A 20,246-nucleotide genomic window follows, 5' to 3' on the forward strand; every position below is an offset into this window, starting at 1 on the left:
GCATGACCGACCTCCCGACGAGGCGCGAACGCCGGCTCGCCGAGGCCGACCGTGCCCGGGCCGCCGAGACCGAGGCCCGCACCGCCGCAGCGGAACCGCCGACGGTCGCGATCGACCTCCGTGCACCAGCACCGGTGCCGGAGATCGTGACCGGCCGCCGGCGTGACCGCTCGCCCGACCAGGGTGCGTCGCCCGAGCGGACCCGCGTGATGGGCATCCTCAACGTCACGCCCGACTCGTTCAGCGACGGCGGCCTGCACCAGGCCCACGACGCCGCGGTCGCGCACGCCCGGGCGCTCGTCGCGGCCGGCGCCGACCTGGTCGACGTCGGTGGCGAGTCCACCCGGCCGGGCGCCGACCGCGTGCCGCTCGCGGTCGAGCAGGAGCGCGTGCTGCCCGTGGTCCGGAGCCTCGTCGCCGAGGGCATCCCGGTGAGCGTCGACACCATGAACGCCGAGACCGCCGAGCGCGCGGTCGAGGCCGGTGCCGTGATCGTCAACGACGTGTCCGGTGGCCTGGCCGACCCGGACATGGCCCGCGTGGTCCGGGACACCGGGGCCGGCTTCGTCGTCATGCACTGGCGCGGGCACAGCGACCGGATGTACCGGAACGCCGAGTACACGCACGCCGTCGACGAGGTCCGCCGTGAGGTCGAGATGCGGGTCGCCGAGCTCATCGTGCTCGGGGTCCGCCAGGAACAGGTCGTCATCGACCCGGGCCTGGGCTTCGCCAAGCAGGGTGCCCAGAACTGGGAGATCCTGGCCGGGTACGAGCGCTTCGCCTCGCTCGGTCTGCCGGTGCTCGTCGCCGCCTCACGCAAGCGGTTCCTGGACGGGGTCGGCAGCGCAGCCGGCGCCCCGCCCGCCGACCGCGACCTCGCCACCGCCGCGATCAGCCTCCTCGCCGCCGAGCGCGGCGCGTGGGGCGTCCGCGTGCACGACCCGGCACCGACGCGTGCCGTGCTCGACGTCTGGGATGCCTGGAGGGCAGCGCGCACATGAACGACACCATCCGACTGACCGGGGTCCGTGCCCGGGGCCACCACGGCGTGTTCGACCACGAGCGCGAGGACGGCCAGGACTTCGTCGTCGACGTCGCGGTCGAGCTCGACGCCCGGACCGCCTCCGGCAGCGACGACCTGGCCGACACCGTGCACTACGGCGTGCTGGCCGAGCAGGTCGTCGCCGAGATCGAGCGGGACCCGGTGGACCTCATCGAGACCGTCGCCGAGCGCATCGCCGCGGCCGTCCTGACCCACCGTGCGGCCCGTGCGACCGAGGTGACCGTGCACAAGCCGCAGGCCCCGATCACGGTGCCGTTCTCCGACGTCTCGATCACGATCCGTCGCACCCGCGGTGCCGCCGCGGTGCACGAGGAAGAAGAGTGAGCCGGGCGGTCGTCGCCCTCGGTGCGAACCTCGGCGACCGGGGGAGCACCCTGCGCGCCGCGGCCCACGCGATCGCCGCGCTCCCCGGCGTGCGCCCGGTGGCGTCGAGCCGCGAGGTCGAGTCGGTCGCCCTGACCCTGGACGGGCTCGACGAGACGAAGCCGCGCTACCGCAACGGTGTCGTCGTCGTGGACACCGACCTGGCGCCGCAGGAGCTGCTCGAAGCGCTGCACGGCATCGAGGACGCCCACGGCCGCACCCGCGAGGTGCGGTGGGGCGACCGGACGCTCGACCTCGACGTCGTGGCGATCGACGACCTGCGGCTCGACACCGCGACCCTGACGGTGCCGCACCCGCGCGCGGGGGAGCGGGCGTTCGTGCTCGCGCCGTGGCTCGATGCCGACCCGGACGCCGTGCTGCCGGGTGCCGGACCGGTGGCCGACCTGCTGGCCGCGCTGGGCGACGACACCGAGCGCGTCGAGGAGCCGCGCCTGTTCGACGGGGTGACCCGCGCCTCCCGACCGGACCCGGAGCCCACCCGGGCGACCGAGCCGACACCGGCGACCGGAACGATCCCGGGGCCGACCCGGACGCTGACCCCGACGACCGGGTCGACCTCGACGAGCGGCCCGACCCCGACGACCGGGCCGACCTCGACGAGCGGCCCGACCCCGACGACCGGGCCGACCTCGTGAAGCCGACCCGCGCCTCCACCCTGGTCAGCGTCGCGTTCGTCGCCGCGGTGGCGGGCTTCGCCCTCGACGCCGTCCTGGCGTCCCGCCAGTCGCCGACGCTGTTCCTCTCCACGCCGCTCGGGGCGACCCTGGCCCTGATCGGCGTCGCGATCGTCGCGATGGCCCGTCCGGTGCGTCGGCACGCGCGGGACGGCGCGACCCGGCAGCGCCCGGTCGACCCGCTCTACGCGACCCGCGTGGTGGTGCTCGCGAAGGCCTCGAGCATCGCGGGGGCGCTGTTCGGTGGGTTCGGCGGGGGCCTGCTCGTGTACCTCCTGACCCGATCCGCCCTGCCGCCGCTAGGCTCGGTCCTGCCGAACGCCGTGGCGCTCGGGGGCGGTGCCGTGCTCGTGGTGTGCGCGATCGTCGCCGAGCGCATGTGCATCGCCCCGCCGCCCGGCGACGACGATGACGACCTGCCGAGGGGTGGCACGTCGGCGACCTGACCGACGACCGCAGGAGGCCGCGATGCCGCTGGAACGACTCGACGAGCCGGGCCTCGGCCTGACCGGGACCACGTGGACGCGGGTGTCGCCGAAGCTCGTCTGGACGGAGCTCGTGACGACCGTCGTGGTCGGCCTCGTCATCACCGCCGGGTGCGTGCTCTTCGCCGTGCTGAACGACGGGACGGGCAGCACCGCCGGCCTCGTCTGGGTCCTCGTGTCCGTCGTGGTGGCCGTCGCCGCGATCGTCACGGCCGTGCTCACCCCGCGTCGGGTGCGGGCGATCGGCTACGCCCTGCGTGACGACGACCTCGTGCTGCGGCGCGGGCTGATGTGGCAGCGGTTCACCGCGGTGCCGTACGGCCGCATGCAGCTCGTCGACGTGAACCGCGGGCCGCTCGACCGGGTCCTCGGGCTCAGCGAGCTGAAGTTCGTGACCGCCGCCGCCTCGACCAACGTGCGCATCCCCGGGATCGTCGCGGCGGACGCCGACGTGCTGCGCGACCGGCTCGTCGAGCTCGCCGAGTCCCGCCGCGCCGGGCTCTAGGGGGGACCGCGTGACGTTCCGCCCCGGACCACCGCCGCCCGCCCCGCCCACGAAGGGCGACGCCGCCGCAGCCGCTCCGCTCACCGACGGCGAGTGGCACCGTCTGCACCCGCTCACGCCGCTGCTCAAGGGCGGCATCGTGCTCATCGTGGTGCTCGGGTACGTGCTCAACAACCTGCGGGACCAGCTCGTCGAGTTCTTCATCCCCGGCACCGGCCCGCAGGACAGCGGCGACCCGGTGCGCTACGTGTGGGAGCACGGCGTGGTCGGCTGGGTGGTGCTCGGCGTGGTCGTGCTGCTCGTCGTGCTCACCGGGCTGTTCTGGCTGTCCTGGCGGATGCACGAGTTCCGCGTGACCGGCGAGATCGTCGAGGTGCGCTCGGGCGTGCTCTTCCGGACCAACCGTCGGGCGCGGCTCGACCGCATCCAGGGCATCAACATCTCGCGGCCCCTCGTCGCCCGGGTGCTCGGGACCGCGAAGCTCGAGATCGCGCAGGCCGGCAACGACGCGAACGTGCAGCTCGCGTACCTCGGGGCGCGTGCCGCCGACGACCTGCGGCAGCGCATCCTCGTGCTCGCGTCCGGCGCGAAGGACGACGACCCCCGTGCCGTGCGCCGGTCCGACGGCGTGCTGCAGGACCGCGTCGACGAGCTGTTCTCGCCCGAGCTCGACCCCGCCGCGGTGCACGCGACCCGGATCGTCAAGGTGCACCCGGGGCGGCTCATCGCCTCCATGCTGCTGTCCGGGACGACGGTGTTCATCCTGCTGGCCATCGCCGCGATGGTGGTCAGCGTGGCGCTCACCGGCGAGTCCGGGATCCTGTTCGGCCTGTTCCCGGCCGTGATCGGTGCCGGCGGCTACTACGTCCGCAAGTTCTCGCGCTCGCTGCAGTACACGATCGCCGACACCCGCGACGGCATCCGGATCGGCTTCGGACTCGTGTCCACGTCGAACGAGACGCTCCCGCCCGGGCGCATCCACGCGGTGAGCGTCGCGCAGCCGCTGCTGTGGCGCCCGTTCGGCTGGTGGGACGTCCGGATCAACCGTGCGACGAACGCCGGCAACGGGGCCTCGAGCAACCAGCAGGTGTCGTCGATCGTGCTGCCCGTCGGTCGCGCCGCCGACGTCCGCGAGGTCCTCGACATCATCCTGCCGGGCCTGGTCGGTTCGGCCGTCGCCGGCCCGGACGCCTCCCGCGAGGAGCTCCGCGAGGGGTCGTCCGAGGCGGTCGACGTGGTCGACGACAGCCTCACCACGACGGGTGACCGCGGCGGCTTCGTGCACTCGCCGGGTCGGGGTGCGTGGCTCCGCCCGCTGTCGTTCCGCCGTAACGGGTACCGCTTCGTGCAGGGGGCCGTGCTGCTGCGCCTCGGCGCGGTCTGGCGGTCGCTCGTCATCGTCCCGCTGCCCCGCGTGCAGAGCGTGCGGGTCGAGCAGGGTCCGGTCGAGCGCTGGCTGCGGGTGGCGTCGGTGCACGTGCACACCGTGTCGGGTCCCGTCTCGGCGCGCATCGGGGCGCTCGACGCGCAGGACGCGCAGCGCCTGTGGTCCGGGACCGCCCGGCGGGCGGTCGAGGCGGCCGCCGCGGACACGTCCCACCGGTGGCGCGAACGGGAGGCCCGGGACGCCGCCGCCACGCAGGCCGCGGTGCCGCAGCCGCTCGGGTCCACGGCGCCGTGCTCGCCGGCAGGTCCGCTCGGTGACGCGACCCGCGGACCGGCGCAGGCGGGTCCGTCCGGTGACGCGACCGGCAGACCGACGCAGGCCGACCCGCTCGGTGACGCGACCCGCGGACCGGCGCAGGCCGACGCGGGGACGCGAGCCGCGCCTCCAGGCCGGTGGCCCGACGTCCCCCCGACCGCCCCGTGGTCCGACGTCCCGCCGCCCGGAGCCGCACGGTGAGGGCGGGACGACTCGGCGTCGGCATCGTCGGCGCCGGACGGGTCGGACCCGTGCTCGGCGCCGCGCTGGCCAACGCGGAGCACGCCGTGGTCGGGGTGACCGCCGTGTCCGAGGCCGGCCGGGACCGAGCCGGCGCGATGCTGCCAGGAGCCCCCGTGCTGACGACGCCGGAGCTCGTCGAGCGGAGCGAACTGGTGCTGCTCGCGGTGCCCGACGACCAGCTCGCCGAACTCGTGCGGGGCCTCGCGGAGGCGGGCATCTGGCAGCCCGGACAGCTCGTCGTGCACACGAGCCCGGACCACGGCGTCGAGGTCCTCGCGCCCGCACGCGCGGCCGGGGCCATCCCGCTCGCGATCCACCCCGCGATGGCGTTCACCGGCACCAGTGTCGACCTGACACGCCTGCGCGACGCCTACTGCGCCGTGACCGCGCCGTCGCCGGTGCTGCCGATCGCGCAGGCGCTCGTCGTCGAGATGGGCGCGGAGCCGTTCGTGGTCGCCGAGGAGGACCGCCCCGCGTACGCCGACGCCGTGCGGGCCGCGGTGTCGTTCTCGACCGCGATCGTCGACCAGTCGGCGGGGACCCTCGCCGGCATCGGGGTCGAGCGGCCGGGGCGGGTGCTCGGTGCGCTCGTGCGCTCGGCGGTCGACAACGCGCTCGCGGCGGCGGACGGGCAGGCGGCGCTGTAGTCGGCGCGGCCACGGGACGTCGTCGGGCGGGCCGTCCCGGCCGGTACCATCGGTGCATCCCCCACGACCCCATCGGAGCCGCACCAGCATGACCGACGAGACCGCACCCGCCACGGAGCCCTCCGCCGCCGAACTCGAGGCCGCCGAGACCAGCGAGCAGCGACAGGTCCGGCTCGACAAGCGGGCGAAGCTCCTCGAGGCCGGGATCGACGCCTACCCCGCCGAGCTCCCGATCACGACGACGATCCCCGCCGTCCGCGCGCAGTACGAGCACCTCGGGACCGGCGAGGAGACCCAGGACGTCGTCGGCATCGCCGGCCGCATCGTGTTCTCGCGCAACACGGGCAAGCTCTGCTTCGCCTCGCTGCAGTCCGGCGACGGCTCCCGCATCCAGGCGATGGTGTCGTTGGCCGAGGTGGGCGACGAGTCGCTCGCCCGCTGGAAGGAGTTCGTCGACCTCGGCGACCACGTCTTCGTGCACGGCCGCGTGATCTCCTCGCGCCGCGGCGAGCTGTCGATCATGGTCGACGACTGGGCGATCGCGGCGAAGGCGATCCTGCCGCTGCCGAACCTGCACAACGAGCTCAACGAGGAGACCCGGGTCCGCCAGCGGTACCTCGACCTCATCGTCCGTGACCAGGCCCGCGCCACCGTCCGTGCCCGCGCGGCCGTGATGGCCTCGCTGCGCAGCACCTTCACCGGGCACGAGTACCTCGAGGTCGAGACCCCGATGCTGCAGACCCAGCACGGCGGCGCCTCGGCCCGTCCCTTCGTGACGCACTCGAACGCGTTCGACACCGAGCTGTACCTCCGCATCGCGCCCGAGCTCTTCCTCAAGCGCGCGGTCGTCGGCGGCATCGACCGCGTGTTCGAGATCAACCGCAACTTCCGGAACGAGGGCGCCGACTCGTCGCACTCGCCCGAGTTCGCGATGGTCGAGGCCTACCAGGCGTACGGCGACTACGAGCAGATGGCCGGCCTGACGCAGGAGCTCGTGCAGAACGCCACGCGCGCCGTGACCGGTGGCTCGCTCGTGGTCACGCTGCCGGACGGCACCGACTACGACCTCGGCGGCGAGTGGGCGCGCATGGACATGTACGAGTCGCTGTCCGAGGCGTCCGGCCACGAGATCACGCCGGAGACCCCGCTGTCCGAGCTGCAGGCGCTCGCCGACGCCGAGGGCGTCGAGGTCGCGCACGCGACGCACGGCAAGTACGTCGAGGAGCTCTGGGAGCACTTCAACTCGGACGAGCTGCACGCCCCGACGTTCGTGATGAACTTCCCGGTCGACACCTCGCCGCTCACCCGCCAGCACCGCACCCGCCCCGGTGTGGTCGAGAAGTGGGACCTGTACGTGCGCGGCTTCGAGCTCGCGACGGCGTACTCGGAGCTCGTCGACCCGGTCGTGCAGCGTGAGCGCTTCGTCGAGCAGGCGAAGCTCGCCGCGGGCGGCGACCCCGAGGCCATGCGGGTCGACGAGGAGTTCCTGCGGGCCCTCGAGCACGCCATGCCGCCGTCGGGCGGCATGGGCATGGGCGTCGACCGCCTGCTCATGGCGATCACCGGGCTCGGCATCCGCGAGACGATCCTGTTCCCGCTCGTCAAGTGACCACCCCGGGAGGCGCGGTGCGGGTCCGACCCGCACCGCGCCTCCCGTCCGTCCCCCGTCGGGACCGGCGGCCTGGAGGCACGGTGTGCGTCCGTCTCGCACCGTGCGTCCCGACGGAGCGAGGTACGATGCTCCGGTGCCTGATGGAGTCGTGACCGGGATCGTCTTCGCCGTGACGCCGACGGTCGTCGTCGGCCTGATCTTCTGGTTCGTGATGCGCGCGATCATGCGTGCCGACCGGACCGAGCGATCGGCGTACGCGAAGGTCGAAGCGGAGGAGCGCGCGCGCTTCGAGCGCGAGCACGGCCGACCCGCCCCCGCGCCGACCTCCGCGGAGTAGCCACCGCCGCAGGTCGCGGCTCCCGCGTCACCGTCCGTTCACCCCGGGCTGGTGGACTCGCCGTCGTGCACGCGCGACCGATCGACCCCGATCCGGCGGAGACCGACCCCGAGGACGCCTTCGGGCACTCCGCGCTGCCCGACCCCGTCCGGGACGCGGTGTGGACGGACGGCGACGAGGACGACCAGGACGTCTGAGCGCCCGGCGACGGTCACCCGCCGTTCACCGTTCCGTCCTCGTGTCGTCGCGCGACCGAGCGAGGGTGGTGCGCATGTCCATCACGAACCTCTTCACCGGCCGCAGCCTCGTCGGTGACATCGAGAGCGAGTACGACGAGTTCGACCGCGACGCCGACCTCGAGACCTCCAAGCGCCGGGAGGGCTGGCTCGAACCGTCCTGGTGACACCCACCTCGTCACCCGCAACGGGGTACGCCGACCGGATCGCGACGATCCGGATCGACGTACCCCGTTCTCGTGTCCAGGGAGCGCGGTCGACCGGGGTACACCCTCGGCGGGGGACCCGAAACACCCGTGAAACACCGGAAACTCGGCGCAATCCCCTTGTGTGCGGGTGTCGGGACGGACAATGCTGGCGACCGGGACGTACCCCACGGGGGACGTCCGGAGGGGTGAAGCACGAAGTCACCTGGGAATCGATCCCGCGGGTTTGTGGGGTACGCATCGTGACCGCTTTACTCATGAACACCCCCCTCACGAGGCCATCACCGTCGAACACAGGGAGCGTCACCATGACGATCACCACAGCAGCACCGAAGACGACGACCAGCGCCACCACCGCGCGCCGCACCAAGAAGCCCGCCTCCCTCAAGACCGTCGACCCGACGGTCGAGACCACCACGCTCGACACCGAGGTCGAAGCCGACGAGCAGCTCGCGGGTGTCCGTGGCGCCTCGGTCGACCAGGTCGGTGACTACCTCCGCCACATCGGTCGGCTGTCCCTCCTCACCGCCGAGGAAGAAGCCGACATCGCCCGCCGCATCGAGGTCGGTCTCTTCGCCGAGGAGAAGCTGAACACCGAGGCCGGGCTCGACAAGACCCTGCAGCGTGAACTCCGCTGGCTCGTCCGCGACGGTGAGCGCGCCAAGGAGCGCATGATCACGTCGAACCTCCGCCTGGTCGTGAGCATCGCGAAGCGCTACTCGCAGCGTGGCCTGCCGTTCATGGACGTCATCCAGGAGGGCAACCTCGGGCTCGTCCGCGCGGTCGAGAAGTTCGACTTCACGCAGGGCTACAAGTTCTCCACCTACGCGACCTGGTGGATCCGCCAGGCCATCTCGCGTGGGCTCGCCGACAAGGCACGCACGATCCGCATCCCGGTGCACACCGTCGAGCTGATCAACAAGATCTCGCGCACCGAGCGCGACCTGACCGTCGACCTCGGCCGTGCGCCGATGCCCGACGAGGTCGCCGCGGAGCTCAGCATGAGCGTCGACGAGCTGACCGACCTCAAGGGCCGTTCGCACGAGCCCGTGTCCATCCACACCGTCGTCGGTGACTCCGACGACAGCGAGCTGGGCGACTTCATCGAGGACGAGGACGCCGCCAGCCCGAACGAGCTGACCGAGACGACGCTGCTCCACCGCGACATCCGCTCCATCGTCGCCGAGCTGCCGAGCGACGAGGCCAACGTCATCCGCATGCGCTACGGCCTCGACGACGACAAGCCGATGACGCTCGACGAGATCTCGAAGATCGTGCACACCACGCGCCAGGCGGTCAGCCGCGTCGAGTCGCGTGCGAAGCTGCGCCTGTTCGCGAAGGCCGTGAGCCAGGACATGCAGCTGTACCTGACCGACTGAGGACAGCAGGCTTCGGCCGACGTGTGAGCGTCGGCACGGGGAACCGGGCCGTTCCGTGGGAAGGCGGTCCGGTGGGGTGATGGGACGGCCCGTCCAGGCACTGCCTGGGCGGGCCACTCGTCTGTCCGGGGCCGGGGCAGGGGCCGGGTCCGCTGCGCGGGTGGTGGTCCGTGCCGGTCGGTCGTCTCGTCGGCCCGGACGGCGGACCGCTCCGGTCAGTCCTCGACGTCGCGGTTCAGGCGCTGCCGCAGGTCGTGCGGGATGAGCTCGATCAGCTGGTCCGGACGGACCGGCAGGTCGAGCAGGCTGAGCTTCACGCGTCCGGTGCGCCCGTGCCGCTCGGCGTCGAGTCGCACCACGCTCCCGGCGTCCTTGCGCAGCCGGACGTCGATCTGCGCCCCGGTCGCGACCTCGCCGACGACGAGCCCGTCGACCTCGAGCGCGGCGCTCCGGGTGCCCTCGGCGATGTCGAGCCGGTAGCGCTCCCGCGCCGCGAGCACCACCGAGCGGTCGATGCCGGCCATCGGGGCGACCGGCGTCACGACGGAGCCCGACAGCGCGGGGGAGAGCACCGGTCCGCCCGCGGCGTAGTTGTACGCGGTGGAGCCCGCCGGCGTCGAGGCCACGATGGCGTCCGCGCGGTAGTAGCCGTAGCCGAGTCCGCCGACGCTGAGGTCCGCCGAGACCTGACCCGCGCCGGGACGCCGCACGACGGTCAGGTCGTTGAACGCGAGGTAGTCGGTGCGGGCCCCGCTCCAGGACAGTCGGGCCTCGAGCGCGTGGTGCGGTTCGAGCTGGTAGTCGCCGGCGGACAGTCGGTCGAGGGCGGCCTCGAGGTCCGGCGGCTCGATCTCCACGAGGAACCCGACGTTGCCGTAGTTCACGCCGAGCACCGGCACCGGGCGCTTCGCCACGAGCCGCATGGCGCCGAGCATCGTGCCGTCGCCGCCGAGTGCCACGACCAGGTCGACCCGCTCGGTGAAGTCGTCGTCGTCGAGCACCTCGACCTCGCCGCCGATGCGCTGCGCGTCCGCACGTCGGGCGATCAGCCGACCCTGCCCGGACCCCTTCCAGCGCTGCAGTGTCCGGACGGACTCCTGCACGTTCTTGGTCGGGTGGACCACGAGGCCGACGACGGGCTGCTCCATGCCCCGAGCGTACCCAGCGGCCGCCGGGAGGACCGGTCTGCGCACGGTGCGAAGCGAGGTCACGCCCACGGCGAACAGGGGCAGCCCTCCGGGGGTGCGCTGGTTAGTCTCGACGTACGTCACCGGGCCTCCACCGGTCCGGCAAGGGAGAGCACATGTTCGAGAGATTCACCGACCGAGCCCGTCGTGTTGTCGTCCTCGCTCAAGAAGAAGCGAAGATGCTCAACCACAACTACATCGGCACCGAGCACATCCTCCTCGGCCTCATCCACGAGGGCGAGGGCGTCGCCGCCAAGGCGCTGGAGTCGCTCGGCATCTCGCTCGATGCCGTCCGCGAGCAGGTCCAGGACATCATCGGGCAGGGGCAGCAGCAGCCGACCGGGCACATCCCGTTCACGCCGCGCGCCAAGAAGGTGCTCGAGCTGTCCCTGCGCGAGGCGCTGCAGCTCGGCCACAACTACATCGGGACCGAGCACATCCTGCTCGGCCTCATCCGCGAGGGCGAGGGCGTCGCCGCACAGGTGCTCGTCAAGCTCGGTGCGGACCTCAACCGCGTCCGCCAGCAGGTCATCCAGCTCCTGTCCGGCTACCAGGGCAAGGAAGCGGTCGCCGTCGGTGGCGAGACGCAGCAGAACGCCCAGCAGGGTTCGCAGGTCCTCGACCAGTTCGGTCGGAACCTCACCCAGGCCGCGCGTGACGGCAAGCTCGACCCGGTCATCGGGCGCGAGAAGGAGATGGAGCGGGTCATGCAGATCCTCTCCCGTCGTTCCAAGAACAACCCCGTCCTGATCGGTGAGCCCGGCGTCGGCAAGACCGCGGTCGTCGAGGGCCTCGCCCAGGCGATCGTCAAGGGCGACGTCCCGGAGACGCTCAAGGACAAGCAGCTCTACTCGCTCGACCTCGGTTCGCTCATCGCCGGTTCCCGCTACCGCGGCGACTTCGAGGAGCGCCTGAAGAAGGTCACGAAGGAGATCCGCACCCGCGGCGACATCATCGTCTTCATCGACGAGATCCACACCCTCGTGGGTGCCGGTGCCGCCGAGGGCGCTATCGACGCGGCCTCGATCCTCAAGCCGCTGCTCGCCCGCGGTGAGCTGCAGACCGTCGGCGCCACCACGCTCGACGAGTACCGCAAGCACTTCGAGAAGGACGCCGCACTCGAGCGCCGCTTCCAGCCGGTGCAGGTCAACGAGCCGTCGCTGCCGCACGCGATCAACATCCTCAAGGGCCTCCGCGACAAGTACGAGGCGTTCCACAAGGTGTCCATCACCGACGGCGCGATCGTCGCCGCGGCGAACCTGGCCGACCGCTACGTGCAGGACCGCTTCCTGCCGGACAAGGCCATCGACCTGATCGACGAGGCCGGCGCACGTCTCCGCCTGTCGATCCTGTCGGCGCCGCCGGAGCTCCGCGAGTTCGACGAGAAGATCTCGACGGTCCGCGGGTCGAAGGAAGCCGCGATCGAGGAGCAGGACTTCGAGAAGGCCGCGAGCCTGCGCGACGAGGAGAAGAAGCTCCTCGGCGAGCGTCTCCGCCTCGAGAAGCAGTGGCGTGCGGGTGACGTCGCCGCGTCCGGCACCGTCGACGAGGGCATCATCGCCGAGGTCCTGGCGCAGGCCACGGGCATCCCGGTCTTCAAGCTCACCGAGGAAGAGACCTCGCGTCTCGTCTTCATGGAGAAGGCCCTGCACGAGCGCGTCATCGGTCAAGAAGAAGCCATCTCGGCGCTCTCCAAGACCATCCGCCGCACCCGCGCCGGCCTGAAGGACCCGAACCGTCCCTCCGGCTCGTTCATCTTCGCCGGCCCCACGGGCGTCGGGAAGACCGAGCTCGCCAAGGCCCTGGCCGAGTTCCTGTTCGACGACGAGGGTGCACTGATCTCCCTCGACATGTCGGAGTTCGGCGAGAAGCACACGGTCTCGCGCCTGTTCGGTGCCCCTCCCGGGTTCGTCGGGTTCGAGGAGGGCGGCCAGCTCACCGAGAAGGTGCGCCGCAAGCCGTTCTCCGTGGTCCTGTTCGACGAGATCGAGAAGGCCCACCCGGACATCTTCAACTCGCTGCTGCAGGTCCTCGAAGAGGGTCGTCTGACCGATGGTCAGGGCCGCGTGGTCGACTTCAAGAACACCGTCATCATCATGACCACGAACCTCGGTTCGCAGGGCATCGCCGGTGGCCCGGTGGGCTTCCAGGTCGAGGGCGACTCGGCCGTCGGCTATGACCGCATGCGCTCGAAGGTGAACGAGGAGCTCAAGAAGCACTTCAAGCCCGAATTCCTGAACCGCGTCGACGACACGATCGTGTTCCCGCAGCTGTCGCAGTCCGAGCTGCTGCAGATCGTGGACCTGTTCGTGAAGCGTCTGGCCGACCGTCTGCTCGACCGCGACATGACCGTCGAGCTCACGCTCCCGGCCAAGGAGCAGCTCATCAAGGTCGGGTTCGACCCGGCACTCGGTGCACGCCCGCTGCGTCGCGCGATGCAGCACGAGGTCGAGGACCAGCTGTCCGAGCACATCCTGCAGGGTGAGCTCACGGCCGGCGACCACGTGAAGGTCGACTTCGCCGACGGTGCGTTCCAGTTCGAGACCGGGCGTCAGCCGGGTCGCGAGGAGGTCCTCGCCGGGGCCCCGTCGCTCGAGAAGGCACCCGAGACCCCGCAGGGCGAGATCGAGTCCTAGGCCCCTCCGGCCCAGGCCGACCCCCGGGTCCGGCACGGAAGGCGCAGCACCCCCGGGTGCTGCGCCTTCCGTCCGTCCGGAGTGCGGATACGGGATGACTTCGCGTCGGAGCCGGACCTGACCCTCGTCCGGGGGTACCGTTGTCCCTGTGCGAGGGGTTCCCCCCAACGCCTCGTACACGATGTCCGGCTGTTCCCCCCAACTGGCTGGACGTCAGTGGCCCCGGTCCCTTCGGATCGGGGCCACTTACGCGTTCGGGGGTCCCCCGCCGTCATGCACGCTCGGGGATGGAGCAGCAGACGTCGGGTCGGCCCGGTCCGGGCGACGTCGTCTGCTCCATCCGTGCGCGGGCCCGGCCCGGCGGCCCGGCGGCCCGGCGGCCCGGCGGCCCGGCGGCCCGGCGGCCCGGCGGGCCCGGTCCGGCGGCCCGGCGGGCCCGGCCCGGCGGCCCGGCCCGGTCCCGTCCAGGCGGGCTCAGGCGGGCTCAGGCGGGCAGGGCAGCGGCGAACGTGCGGACGGCCTGCTCCCAGCGCTCCGGGTCCTCGTTCCACTCGAGCGTGTGCCGCGCCGTGGCGAACGTCACGACCTCGGCCCCGTGCGCACGCCGGGTGGCGACGTCGTCCGGGTCGACGAGCGGGTCGGCCGCCGAGTGCAGCAGCAGGGTCGGCGTGCCCTCGTCCTGCCACCGGGTGACGCTGAGCGGGTACGGCACACCGGCGAGCCGGCTCAGGCCCGAGGTGGTCGCCACACGCACCGCCACGGTCCCGACGGCCGCGGGGAACCGGGACGCGGTCACGGCGCCGCGGAGGGCCGACCGGACGTCGAGCAGCGGTGCGACACCGACGATGCCGTCCACGGGCGTCCGTGCCGCGGCTGCGGACGCCGCGAGGGCCCCGGCGGACCAGCCTTGCAGCACGACCCGGCGGGCGCCCCGTGCCCGGGCAGCGTGTGCGGCGGCGGCGATCCGGTCGACCGCGGTCGGGTCGAGGGACCGCAGCGGCAGCCCCGACGTGTCCACGACCTGGTTCGAGGCGCCGAGCTCCCGCCACACCCGCAGCCCGCGGAGGACCTGCTGCGGCCCGATCGACTGCCCGTGGACGTGCACGACGTGCGTCTCGGCGATGCCGTCCGGTTCGGTGCCCGGGACCTCGTCGGCCGTCGTCCACACGAGCTCGGACTCCGGCGGCGTGAACGGCGCGGGGTGGAGCAGGCGTCGCGCGGCAGCGGCGCCGAGCGCGACGCTCCCCGCGGTGGCGATCGCGGTGCCGGTGAGTGCGGTGCGCAGGAGCTTCATGCCAGCCACTCTGCCAGCGTGCGATGTGCGCGGCGGTGCGGTCGGCGGTCTGCCGCGACCACACGACGGACGGGAGGCGCGGTGCCAGCTGGCACCGCGCCTCCCGTCTGTGGGTCCTTGCTTCAGGACGCCCGGGCGTCAGGCCTGGACGTCGCCGCGCCAACCCGGCTCGGTCGGGGCGTTCTCGACGCGCTCCTTGTAGTTCTGGAGGTCCTTCTTGACGGCGTGGCCGCCGACGCCGACGGCGGAACCGAGCTTCTCGAGGATGCCGGAGGGCTCCCAGTCGATCTGCACGGTGACGCGGGTCTCGGCGTCCGCGAGCTTGTGGAACGTGACGACGCCCGCGTGGTCGGTGTCGCCGTCCTTGACGGTCCACGCGACACGCTCGTCCGGGTGCTGCTCGGTGATGACGGCACGGAACTGACGCTCCTGGCCGGCCACCTTCACGGTCCAGTCGGTGGTGGTGTCGTCGACCTGGACGATCTTCTCGACCTCGTCGAGGAAGTGCGGGAACTCCTCGAACCGGGTCCACTGGTCGTAGGCCTGGCGGACGGGGACGTTGACGTCGACGGTCTCGATGATCTGGGGCACGGCCGCTCCTTCGTTTCGTCGTACTGGGGTGTTCGTGGCGTGTTGCCTGCACCTGGGACGGTAGGCGGGTGTAGCTGGACGGGGTCCAGGGCGGTGTCCCCCTCGGGCGGCGCGGAGCGTGGGTGCTGGCGCGTCGCGGCGGTGCACGCTCCGCCGTCCTATGCTCGGGAGGATGACTGCACACGGGAAGCACGCGTTCGACGAGCGGGACGAACACGGCATCCGCGTGCGACCCGCACTCGCGTCGGACGTGCCGCACATCCAGCGGCTCATCGCCCCGTACGTCGACCGGCGGATCCTGCTCGGCAAGGAGAACGTCGCCCTGTACGGCTCGATCCAGCAGTTCCGGATCGCCGAGGGGCCCGACGGCGTCCCGATCGGCTGCGGTGCGCTCGCGGTGTTCTGGGACGACATCGCCGAGGTGCGCACACTCGCCCTCGACGAGGCGTGGATCCACAAGCGCGTCGGCCACCGCATGCTCGAGGCGCTCGAGCACGACGCCCGCGAGCTCGGGGTCGCCCGGATCTTCTGCCTGACCTTCGAGGTCGACTTCTTCACGAAGCACGGCTACCTCGAGATCGGCGAGCAGGTCGTCGACCCCGACGTCTACGCCGAGCTCGTGCGGTCGTCCGACGAGGGGGTCGCGGAGTTCCTCGACCTCGCCCGGGTCAAGCCGAACACCCTCGGCAACACCCGCATGCTGAAGATCCTCTGACGCTTTCCGCGGTGCCCCGGCGTCGCTCCCCGGGGTGCGGCGCGTTCGCCCTACCCTGTGCGCATGTCCTCCCTGCGCCACCCCGTCGGACCCGAGTCCTCCCGTGTCTACTGGCGCCGCCGGGCGCTCGTGCTCGGGGTCCTGCTCCTCGTGGTCGTGGTGGTCGTGCTGATCGTCGTGGGCCGGGGGAGCGGAGCGACGTCGGCGACCGGTCCGTCGGCGTCACCGTCGGCGTCCGCGTCACCGTCGGCGTCCGCGTCGCCGGCCGCGTCATCGGCGAAGTCCGACGCAGGCGGCGCTGCTGACGCAGCGTCGCCGCCCCCCTCGGCGTCGGCATCGGCCGCGGCCGCCGGCGACGGGGACACCTGCACGAAGGACGACATCGCACTGAAGCCGGTCCTCGACAAGAGCTCGTACGGTCCCACCGAGGACCCGAAGATCGCCATGTCGATCACGAACACCGGATCGACCACGTGCCACATGGACCTCGGGTCGGCGCAGCAGGTGCTCACGATCAGCTCCGGCGACGAGCAGTACTGGTCGTCGAAGGACTGCCAGACCAACGGCACGAACCAGGACGTGACGATCAAGGCGGGGCAGACCCTCACGACGCCGTCGATCACCTGGGACCGGACGCGCTCGTCGACGACCACGTGCGACAGCTCGCGGCCGGCGGTCACCGGTGGCGGGGCGAGCTACCACCTGACCGTGGCGGTGGGGGAACTGCAGTCGGCGAAGGCGGCGCAGTTCGTCCTGAACTAGGGCGCGGGGGCGCGGGGGCGCGGGGGCGCGGGGGCGCGGGGTGCGGGGGCGCGACGTTGCGCTCCGGTCGCTCCCCGCAGACGCAGAACGGGCCCGCCGTCCGAAGACGACGAGCCCGTTCGAGCAGATGCGGTGATCAGCCGATGACGGTGATGTTCTCCGCCTGCGGGCCCTTGCGGCCCTCGGTGATCTCGAACTCCACCTTCTGGTTCTCCTCGAGCGACTTGTAGCCGTTGCCACCGATCGCGGAGAAGTGCGCGAAGACGTCGGCGCTGCCGTCGTCCGGAGCGATGAAGCCGAAGCCCTTTTCGTTGTTGAACCACTTGACGGTGCCAGTTGCCATGATGGCGTTTCCTTACTTTCTTGCCAGGCGAGATATCGCTGCCTGTCTTGCGAGGCGGCACGTACTGCCGCCGATCCACCGACGGATGTCGTAGATCGATGCGCCCCGCGGGCATGGGCCGGCGGAACGGGTTCGGGGCCAGGCGACCTGGGAAGGTCAGTGACCGTTGGCGCTCGAAGGTGCAGAGCACCAGAAGAACGATGGACTCCCGCCGGAGCGGTTGAGACCAACCTACAGTGCCGAGTGGCCTCTGCGGGAGTCCCCTGGCGAGATCCGTCCCGAGAATCTGACTTGCGTACCCTGTCCGACGTGGGAAGTGTGCTGCCGGGAGTGATCGCCTTCGTTGCGGGGACGGCCCTCGCGGTCGCCGCGCTCGTACCCTGGGCGGCGCTCGAGTACCGGCGCCACGGAGTCCTCGGGTTCCGGCGTGGCGTGGTCGCGTTCGGGACGCTCGTGTACGCGCTGGCCCTCGTGACGTACACCCTCCTGCCGCTCCCCGACGACCCCGCATCCCTGTGCCCGAGCCCGTCCCCGCAGCTCGTGCCGTTCACCTTCCTGCACGACATCGCCCGCGAGGGCGGCATCAGCGGCCCGCGGTCCCTGCTCGCCAACCCCGCCGCGGCACAGGTCCTGCTGAACGTGGTCCTGTTCGTGCCGCTCGGCGCGCTCGTCCGCCACGCGGTCCTGCGCCACCGCTGGTTCACCGGTCTCCTGGTCGGCGCCGCCGTCGGGTTCGTCGTGTCGCTGCTCGTCGAGACCACCCAGCTCACCGGCGACTGGTTCCTCTACGAGTGCGCCTACCGGCTGTTCGACGTCGACGACCTGCTCGCGAACACCACCGGAGCCGCCCTCGGGACGTTCGCCGCGCCCCTCGTCGCGGTGCTCGCCGGTTCGGACCGCCCGTCCGACGCGTCCGCGCCCAGACCGGTCACGATCCCCCGGCGTGCGTTCGGCATGCTGGCGGACCTCCTGGCCGTCGTGTTCACGACCGGCCTGCTCTCCTCGGGTGCCGCGATCACACTCGCGCTCCTGGAGGTGGACGAGCGGTCGCTCCTGGCGACCGGCACCGTCACCGCGGCGTCACTCGTCGCGCCCCTCGGCCAGCTCGTGGTCGTGCTGGTCACCGGCAGGACCCTCGGCGAACACGTCGTCCGGCTCCGACCGACCCCGGTGCCCGACCCCGGCCGCCGACTCGCGAGGTGGGCACTCGGATCCGGCGGCTGGTCGTTCGCCGGCGCCGTGACGTTCCCGTTCTCCGGCCTCGTCGGGACGGCCCTGGCCGTCGCCGCCGTCGTCGGCCTGATCGCGACGCGGGACCGCCGCGGCTTCGCGAACGCCGTCACCGGCCTCGGGGTCGAGGACGACCGCCTCCCGGCGCCCGGTCCGGCTGTCCACGCGGACCGGCGAGATCTGGTGGACTAGGGGCGATGGCAGACAAGGAACAGCGCTTCCGGAGCGAGCAGCTCGAGGAGGCCCTCGCGAAGCAGGACGTGGCCGCGGTCGCGTTCGCCCTGCGCAACGACATCGTGATCGTCCCCCGGCTCGTCACGGGGAAGAAGGACATGCAGGTCCGGGTGTTCGGCCGTGAGGGGTCGGACAAGCGCATCCTGCTGCTGTTCTCGTCGGCGGACGCCTACACGGCGATGGTGCCCGACGAGAAGATCCGGCAGGTCATGGTCTACGACGCGCCGCGGCTCGAGGAGTTCCTCGCCGCGCACCTCGATTCGCTCGAGGGTGTGTTCTTCGACATCGCGGGGCCGCACACGATGCAGTCGTCGCCCGCCGAGCTGTTGGCCGCGCTGCGCGCGTAGCCGGCCTGGAGGCGCGGCTCGCCTCCGCCCCGTGCGTCCGGCCCGCCACTGCGCGGATCGGGCCGGTCAGAACGCGCGGTCGAGTTCCCGCTCGCGCGCCGACTGGGTGAGCGAGAACGCGACGCGGAGCGCCTCGCGCAGGTGCTCGGAGCCCGCCCCGAGGACCGTCGTGAACCCGAGCCGAGCGGCCTCGCTCGCGCGTTGCTTCGCGCCGTTCGCGGGACGGATCTCGCCGGCGAGGCTGATCTCTCCGATCGCCGCGAGGGTGTGCGGGTACGGGCGGTCACGTGCCGCGCTGGCCAGCGCGAGGGCGATCGCGAGGTCGGCGCCGGGCTCGGTGAGCTTCATGCCGCCGACCGTCGAGACGTAGACGTCCGCGTCGGACAGCTTCAGGCCCGCACGTCGTTCGAGGACGGCGAGCAGCATCGCGACGCGCGAGGCATCGACACCGTTCACGACCCGGCGCGGCTGCGGCGCCGAGCTCGGCACGACGAGGGCCTGCACCTCGACGGGGAGCGCGCGTCGGCCCTCGAGCGCGACGGTCACGCACGTGCCGGACACGGGCGTGCCGTTGCGCGACATGAACAGCCCGCTGGGGTCGGGCACCTCGTGGATGCCGTCGCCGGCCATGTCGAAGCAGCCGACCTCGTCGGTCGGGCCGAAGCGGTTCTTCAACGCCCGGACGAAGCGGAGGGCGGTCTGCCGGTCACCCTCGAAGTGGCACACGACGTCGACGAGGTGTTCGAGCAGTCGGGGCCCGGCGATCGTGCCGTCCTTCGTCACGTGGCCGACGATTAGGACCGGCAGTCCGCGGTCCTTCGCCACCCGGATGAGCGTCGACGCGACCTCGCGGACCTGGGACGTGCCGCCCGCGATCCCGTCCACCGAACTCGACGAGATCGTCTGTACGGAGTCGGCGATCACGAGGTCGGGCTGTACCTGGTCGATCTGACCGAGGATGACGCCGAGGTCGACCTCGCTCGCGAGGTACAGCTGGTCGTGCATGGCGTTCGTGCGCTCGGCGCGGAGTCGCACCTGGTCGACGGACTCCTCGGCGCTGACGTAGAGGACGCGCTTGCCCGTCGCCGCGGCGCGCGAGGCGACCTCGAGCAGGAGGGTCGACTTGCCCACGCCGGGTTCGCCGGAGAGCAGCACGGCCGCGCCGGGGACGATGCCGCCGCCGAGCACGCGGTCGAACTCGCCGATGCCGGTGTTCCAGCGCTGGACCGCGGTGCCGCGCGCTTGGGTGATCGGACGGGCCGTACGGTCACCGGCGACCACGACCGCCGCCGTACCGCGCGAGCTCGCAGCCGCCGCCGTGGTGTCCTCGACGGTGCCCCACGCCTGGCACTCGCCGCAGCGGCCGACCCACTTGATGCTGGTCCACCCGCACTCGGTGCAGCGGTAGAGGGACTGGGTGCGGGCCATGCGACG

The 20,246-nt window shown here is 72.1% G+C and carries 22 protein-coding genes; 17 read left to right on the plus strand and 5 right to left on the minus strand.

Features of this window, described 5'->3' with window-relative positions:
* The first annotated feature begins 2 nt into the window (after positions 1-2).
* The 12 genes from folP (at position 3) to QOL15_RS00730 (ending at position 9,473) form a co-directional block, all read left to right on the plus strand.
* Entirely contained in the window at positions 3-1,001 is a 999-nt protein-coding gene (gene folP / locus QOL15_RS00675; RefSeq protein WP_254780167.1) for a dihydropteroate synthase, read from the plus strand.
* Positions 998-1,387: a dihydroneopterin aldolase gene (folB, locus tag QOL15_RS00680; RefSeq protein WP_071246733.1), complete on the plus strand. Its 390-nt coding sequence runs from the start codon at positions 998-1,000 to the stop codon at positions 1,385-1,387. The genes folP and folB overlap by 4 nt, the downstream gene beginning before the upstream one ends.
* Complete coding sequence (gene folK / locus QOL15_RS00685; RefSeq protein ID WP_254784099.1) at positions 1,384-2,082, plus strand: 2-amino-4-hydroxy-6-hydroxymethyldihydropteridine diphosphokinase; 699 nt, start codon at positions 1,384-1,386, stop codon at positions 2,080-2,082. Before folB ends, folK begins: the two co-directional genes overlap by 4 nt.
* A complete protein-coding gene (locus tag QOL15_RS00690; RefSeq protein WP_071246731.1) occupies positions 2,079-2,567 on the plus strand; it encodes a DUF3180 domain-containing protein in 489 nt (162 codons plus the stop codon). The genes folK and QOL15_RS00690 overlap by 4 nt, the downstream gene beginning before the upstream one ends.
* A 22-nt stretch (positions 2,568-2,589) precedes the next feature.
* Entirely contained in the window at positions 2,590-3,111 is a 522-nt protein-coding gene (locus tag QOL15_RS00695) for a PH domain-containing protein (protein ID WP_065961724.1), read from the plus strand.
* A 10-nt stretch (positions 3,112-3,121) separates the two neighbouring features.
* Entirely contained in the window at positions 3,122-5,014 is a 1,893-nt protein-coding gene (locus QOL15_RS00700) for a PH domain-containing protein (RefSeq protein ID WP_071246729.1), read from the plus strand.
* A complete protein-coding gene (locus tag QOL15_RS00705; protein ID WP_253181619.1) occupies positions 5,011-5,703 on the plus strand; it encodes a Rossmann-like and DUF2520 domain-containing protein in 693 nt (230 codons plus the stop codon). The genes QOL15_RS00700 and QOL15_RS00705 overlap by 4 nt, the downstream gene beginning before the upstream one ends.
* A gap of 88 nt (positions 5,704-5,791) precedes the next feature.
* Positions 5,792-7,312, plus strand: a complete 1,521-nt coding sequence (lysS, locus tag QOL15_RS00710; RefSeq protein WP_071246724.1) for a lysine--tRNA ligase — start codon at positions 5,792-5,794, stop codon at positions 7,310-7,312.
* Between the two features lie 136 nt (positions 7,313-7,448).
* Positions 7,449-7,652 (plus strand): hypothetical protein, encoded by a 204-nt coding sequence (locus QOL15_RS00715; RefSeq protein ID WP_065961734.1) that lies wholly within the window; start codon positions 7,449-7,451, stop codon positions 7,650-7,652.
* 65 nt (positions 7,653-7,717) lie between these two features.
* Positions 7,718-7,849 carry a hypothetical protein gene (locus tag QOL15_RS00720; protein WP_302847150.1) on the plus strand — a complete coding sequence of 44 codons (132 nt, stop codon included), beginning with the start codon at positions 7,718-7,720 and terminating at the stop codon, positions 7,847-7,849.
* A 74-nt stretch (positions 7,850-7,923) separates the two neighbouring features.
* Positions 7,924-8,055 carry a hypothetical protein gene (locus QOL15_RS00725; RefSeq protein ID WP_290439177.1) on the plus strand — a complete coding sequence of 44 codons (132 nt, stop codon included), beginning with the start codon at positions 7,924-7,926 and terminating at the stop codon, positions 8,053-8,055.
* Positions 8,056-8,402: 347 nt separating this feature from the next.
* Positions 8,403-9,473, plus strand: coding sequence for a sigma-70 family RNA polymerase sigma factor (locus tag QOL15_RS00730; protein ID WP_065961736.1), 1,071 nt, complete (start codon positions 8,403-8,405; stop codon positions 9,471-9,473).
* 215 nt (positions 9,474-9,688) lie between these two features.
* Here QOL15_RS00730 and QOL15_RS00735 read toward each other — a convergent pair whose 3' ends face one another.
* Entirely contained in the window at positions 9,689-10,621 is a 933-nt protein-coding gene (locus tag QOL15_RS00735) for an NAD(+)/NADH kinase (protein WP_065961741.1), read from the minus strand.
* Positions 10,622-10,776: 155 nt separating this feature from the next.
* Here QOL15_RS00735 and QOL15_RS00740 point away from each other — a divergent pair, with 155 nt between their 5' ends.
* Positions 10,777-13,296, plus strand: coding sequence for an ATP-dependent Clp protease ATP-binding subunit (locus QOL15_RS00740; RefSeq protein WP_065961743.1), 2,520 nt, complete (start codon positions 10,777-10,779; stop codon positions 13,294-13,296).
* Between the two features lie 484 nt (positions 13,297-13,780).
* Here QOL15_RS00740 and QOL15_RS00745 read toward each other — a convergent pair whose 3' ends face one another.
* Together QOL15_RS00745 and QOL15_RS00750 are read right to left on the minus strand one after the other, a co-directional pair.
* A complete protein-coding gene (locus QOL15_RS00745) occupies positions 13,781-14,590 on the minus strand; it encodes a hypothetical protein (RefSeq protein ID WP_139197400.1) in 810 nt (269 codons plus the stop codon).
* A 138-nt stretch (positions 14,591-14,728) separates the two neighbouring features.
* Positions 14,729-15,181, minus strand: coding sequence for an SRPBCC family protein (locus QOL15_RS00750; protein ID WP_065961749.1), 453 nt, complete (start codon positions 15,179-15,181; stop codon positions 14,729-14,731).
* A gap of 172 nt (positions 15,182-15,353) precedes the next feature.
* Between QOL15_RS00750 and QOL15_RS00755 the strand changes: the two genes are divergently transcribed.
* Together QOL15_RS00755 and QOL15_RS00760 are read left to right on the plus strand one after the other, a co-directional pair.
* Positions 15,354-15,896 carry an amino-acid N-acetyltransferase gene (locus tag QOL15_RS00755; protein ID WP_065961751.1) on the plus strand — a complete coding sequence of 181 codons (543 nt, stop codon included), beginning with the start codon at positions 15,354-15,356 and terminating at the stop codon, positions 15,894-15,896.
* Positions 15,897-15,959: 63 nt separating this feature from the next.
* The gene (locus QOL15_RS00760; RefSeq protein ID WP_071246440.1) at positions 15,960-16,658 is read left to right on the plus strand and encodes a hypothetical protein; all 699 of its coding nucleotides are present in this window, start codon (positions 15,960-15,962) and stop codon (positions 16,656-16,658) included.
* A 136-nt stretch (positions 16,659-16,794) separates the two neighbouring features.
* Here QOL15_RS00760 and QOL15_RS00765 read toward each other — a convergent pair whose 3' ends face one another.
* Entirely contained in the window at positions 16,795-17,001 is a 207-nt protein-coding gene (locus QOL15_RS00765) for a cold-shock protein (RefSeq protein WP_065963953.1), read from the minus strand.
* Positions 17,002-17,310: 309 nt separating this feature from the next.
* On the opposite strand from QOL15_RS00765, the gene QOL15_RS00770 reads away from it, so the two are divergent.
* A complete protein-coding gene (locus tag QOL15_RS00770) occupies positions 17,311-18,423 on the plus strand; it encodes a VanZ family protein (protein ID WP_175473816.1) in 1,113 nt (370 codons plus the stop codon).
* 5 nt (positions 18,424-18,428) lie between these two features.
* Positions 18,429-18,812, plus strand: coding sequence for an SseB family protein (locus QOL15_RS00775; RefSeq protein WP_065963950.1), 384 nt, complete (start codon positions 18,429-18,431; stop codon positions 18,810-18,812).
* A 66-nt stretch (positions 18,813-18,878) separates the two neighbouring features.
* On the opposite strand, the gene radA is transcribed toward QOL15_RS00775, so the two are convergent.
* Positions 18,879-20,240 (minus strand): DNA repair protein RadA, encoded by a 1,362-nt coding sequence (gene radA / locus QOL15_RS00780; RefSeq protein WP_065963948.1) that lies wholly within the window; start codon positions 20,238-20,240, stop codon positions 18,879-18,881.
* Positions 20,241-20,246 lie beyond the last annotated feature (6 nt).

The organism is Curtobacterium sp. MCBA15_012 (assembly GCF_001864935.2).
Classification (GTDB): domain Bacteria; phylum Actinomycetota; class Actinomycetes; order Actinomycetales; family Microbacteriaceae; genus Curtobacterium.

What these genes read in the sequence shown, in the direction of transcription:
- QOL15_RS00775 (WP_065963950.1), top strand. Translation starts at nt 18,429, where the DNA reads ATGGCAGACAAGGAACAGCGCTTCCGGAGCGAGCAGCTCGAGGAGGCC.
- QOL15_RS00740 (WP_065961743.1), top strand. Translation starts at nt 10,777, where the DNA reads ATGTTCGAGAGATTCACCGACCGAGCCCGTCGTGTTGTCGTCCTCGCT.
- QOL15_RS00735 (WP_065961741.1), bottom strand. Translation starts at nt 10,621, where the DNA reads ATGGAGCAGCCCGTCGTCGGCCTCGTGGTCCACCCGACCAAGAACGTG.
- radA (WP_065963948.1), bottom strand. Translation starts at nt 20,240, where the DNA reads ATGGCCCGCACCCAGTCCCTCTACCGCTGCACCGAGTGCGGGTGGACC.
- lysS (WP_071246724.1), top strand. Translation starts at nt 5,792, where the DNA reads ATGACCGACGAGACCGCACCCGCCACGGAGCCCTCCGCCGCCGAACTC.
- QOL15_RS00760 (WP_071246440.1), top strand. Translation starts at nt 15,960, where the DNA reads ATGTCCTCCCTGCGCCACCCCGTCGGACCCGAGTCCTCCCGTGTCTAC.
- folB (WP_071246733.1), top strand. Translation starts at nt 998, where the DNA reads ATGAACGACACCATCCGACTGACCGGGGTCCGTGCCCGGGGCCACCAC.
- QOL15_RS00725 (WP_290439177.1), top strand. Translation starts at nt 7,924, where the DNA reads ATGTCCATCACGAACCTCTTCACCGGCCGCAGCCTCGTCGGTGACATC.
- folP (WP_254780167.1), top strand. Translation starts at nt 3, where the DNA reads ATGACCGACCTCCCGACGAGGCGCGAACGCCGGCTCGCCGAGGCCGAC.
- QOL15_RS00745 (WP_139197400.1), bottom strand. Translation starts at nt 14,590, where the DNA reads ATGAAGCTCCTGCGCACCGCACTCACCGGCACCGCGATCGCCACCGCG.
- QOL15_RS00695 (WP_065961724.1), top strand. Translation starts at nt 2,590, where the DNA reads ATGCCGCTGGAACGACTCGACGAGCCGGGCCTCGGCCTGACCGGGACC.
- QOL15_RS00730 (WP_065961736.1), top strand. Translation starts at nt 8,403, where the DNA reads ATGACGATCACCACAGCAGCACCGAAGACGACGACCAGCGCCACCACC.
- QOL15_RS00765 (WP_065963953.1), bottom strand. Translation starts at nt 17,001, where the DNA reads ATGGCAACTGGCACCGTCAAGTGGTTCAACAACGAAAAGGGCTTCGGC.
- QOL15_RS00755 (WP_065961751.1), top strand. Translation starts at nt 15,354, where the DNA reads ATGACTGCACACGGGAAGCACGCGTTCGACGAGCGGGACGAACACGGC.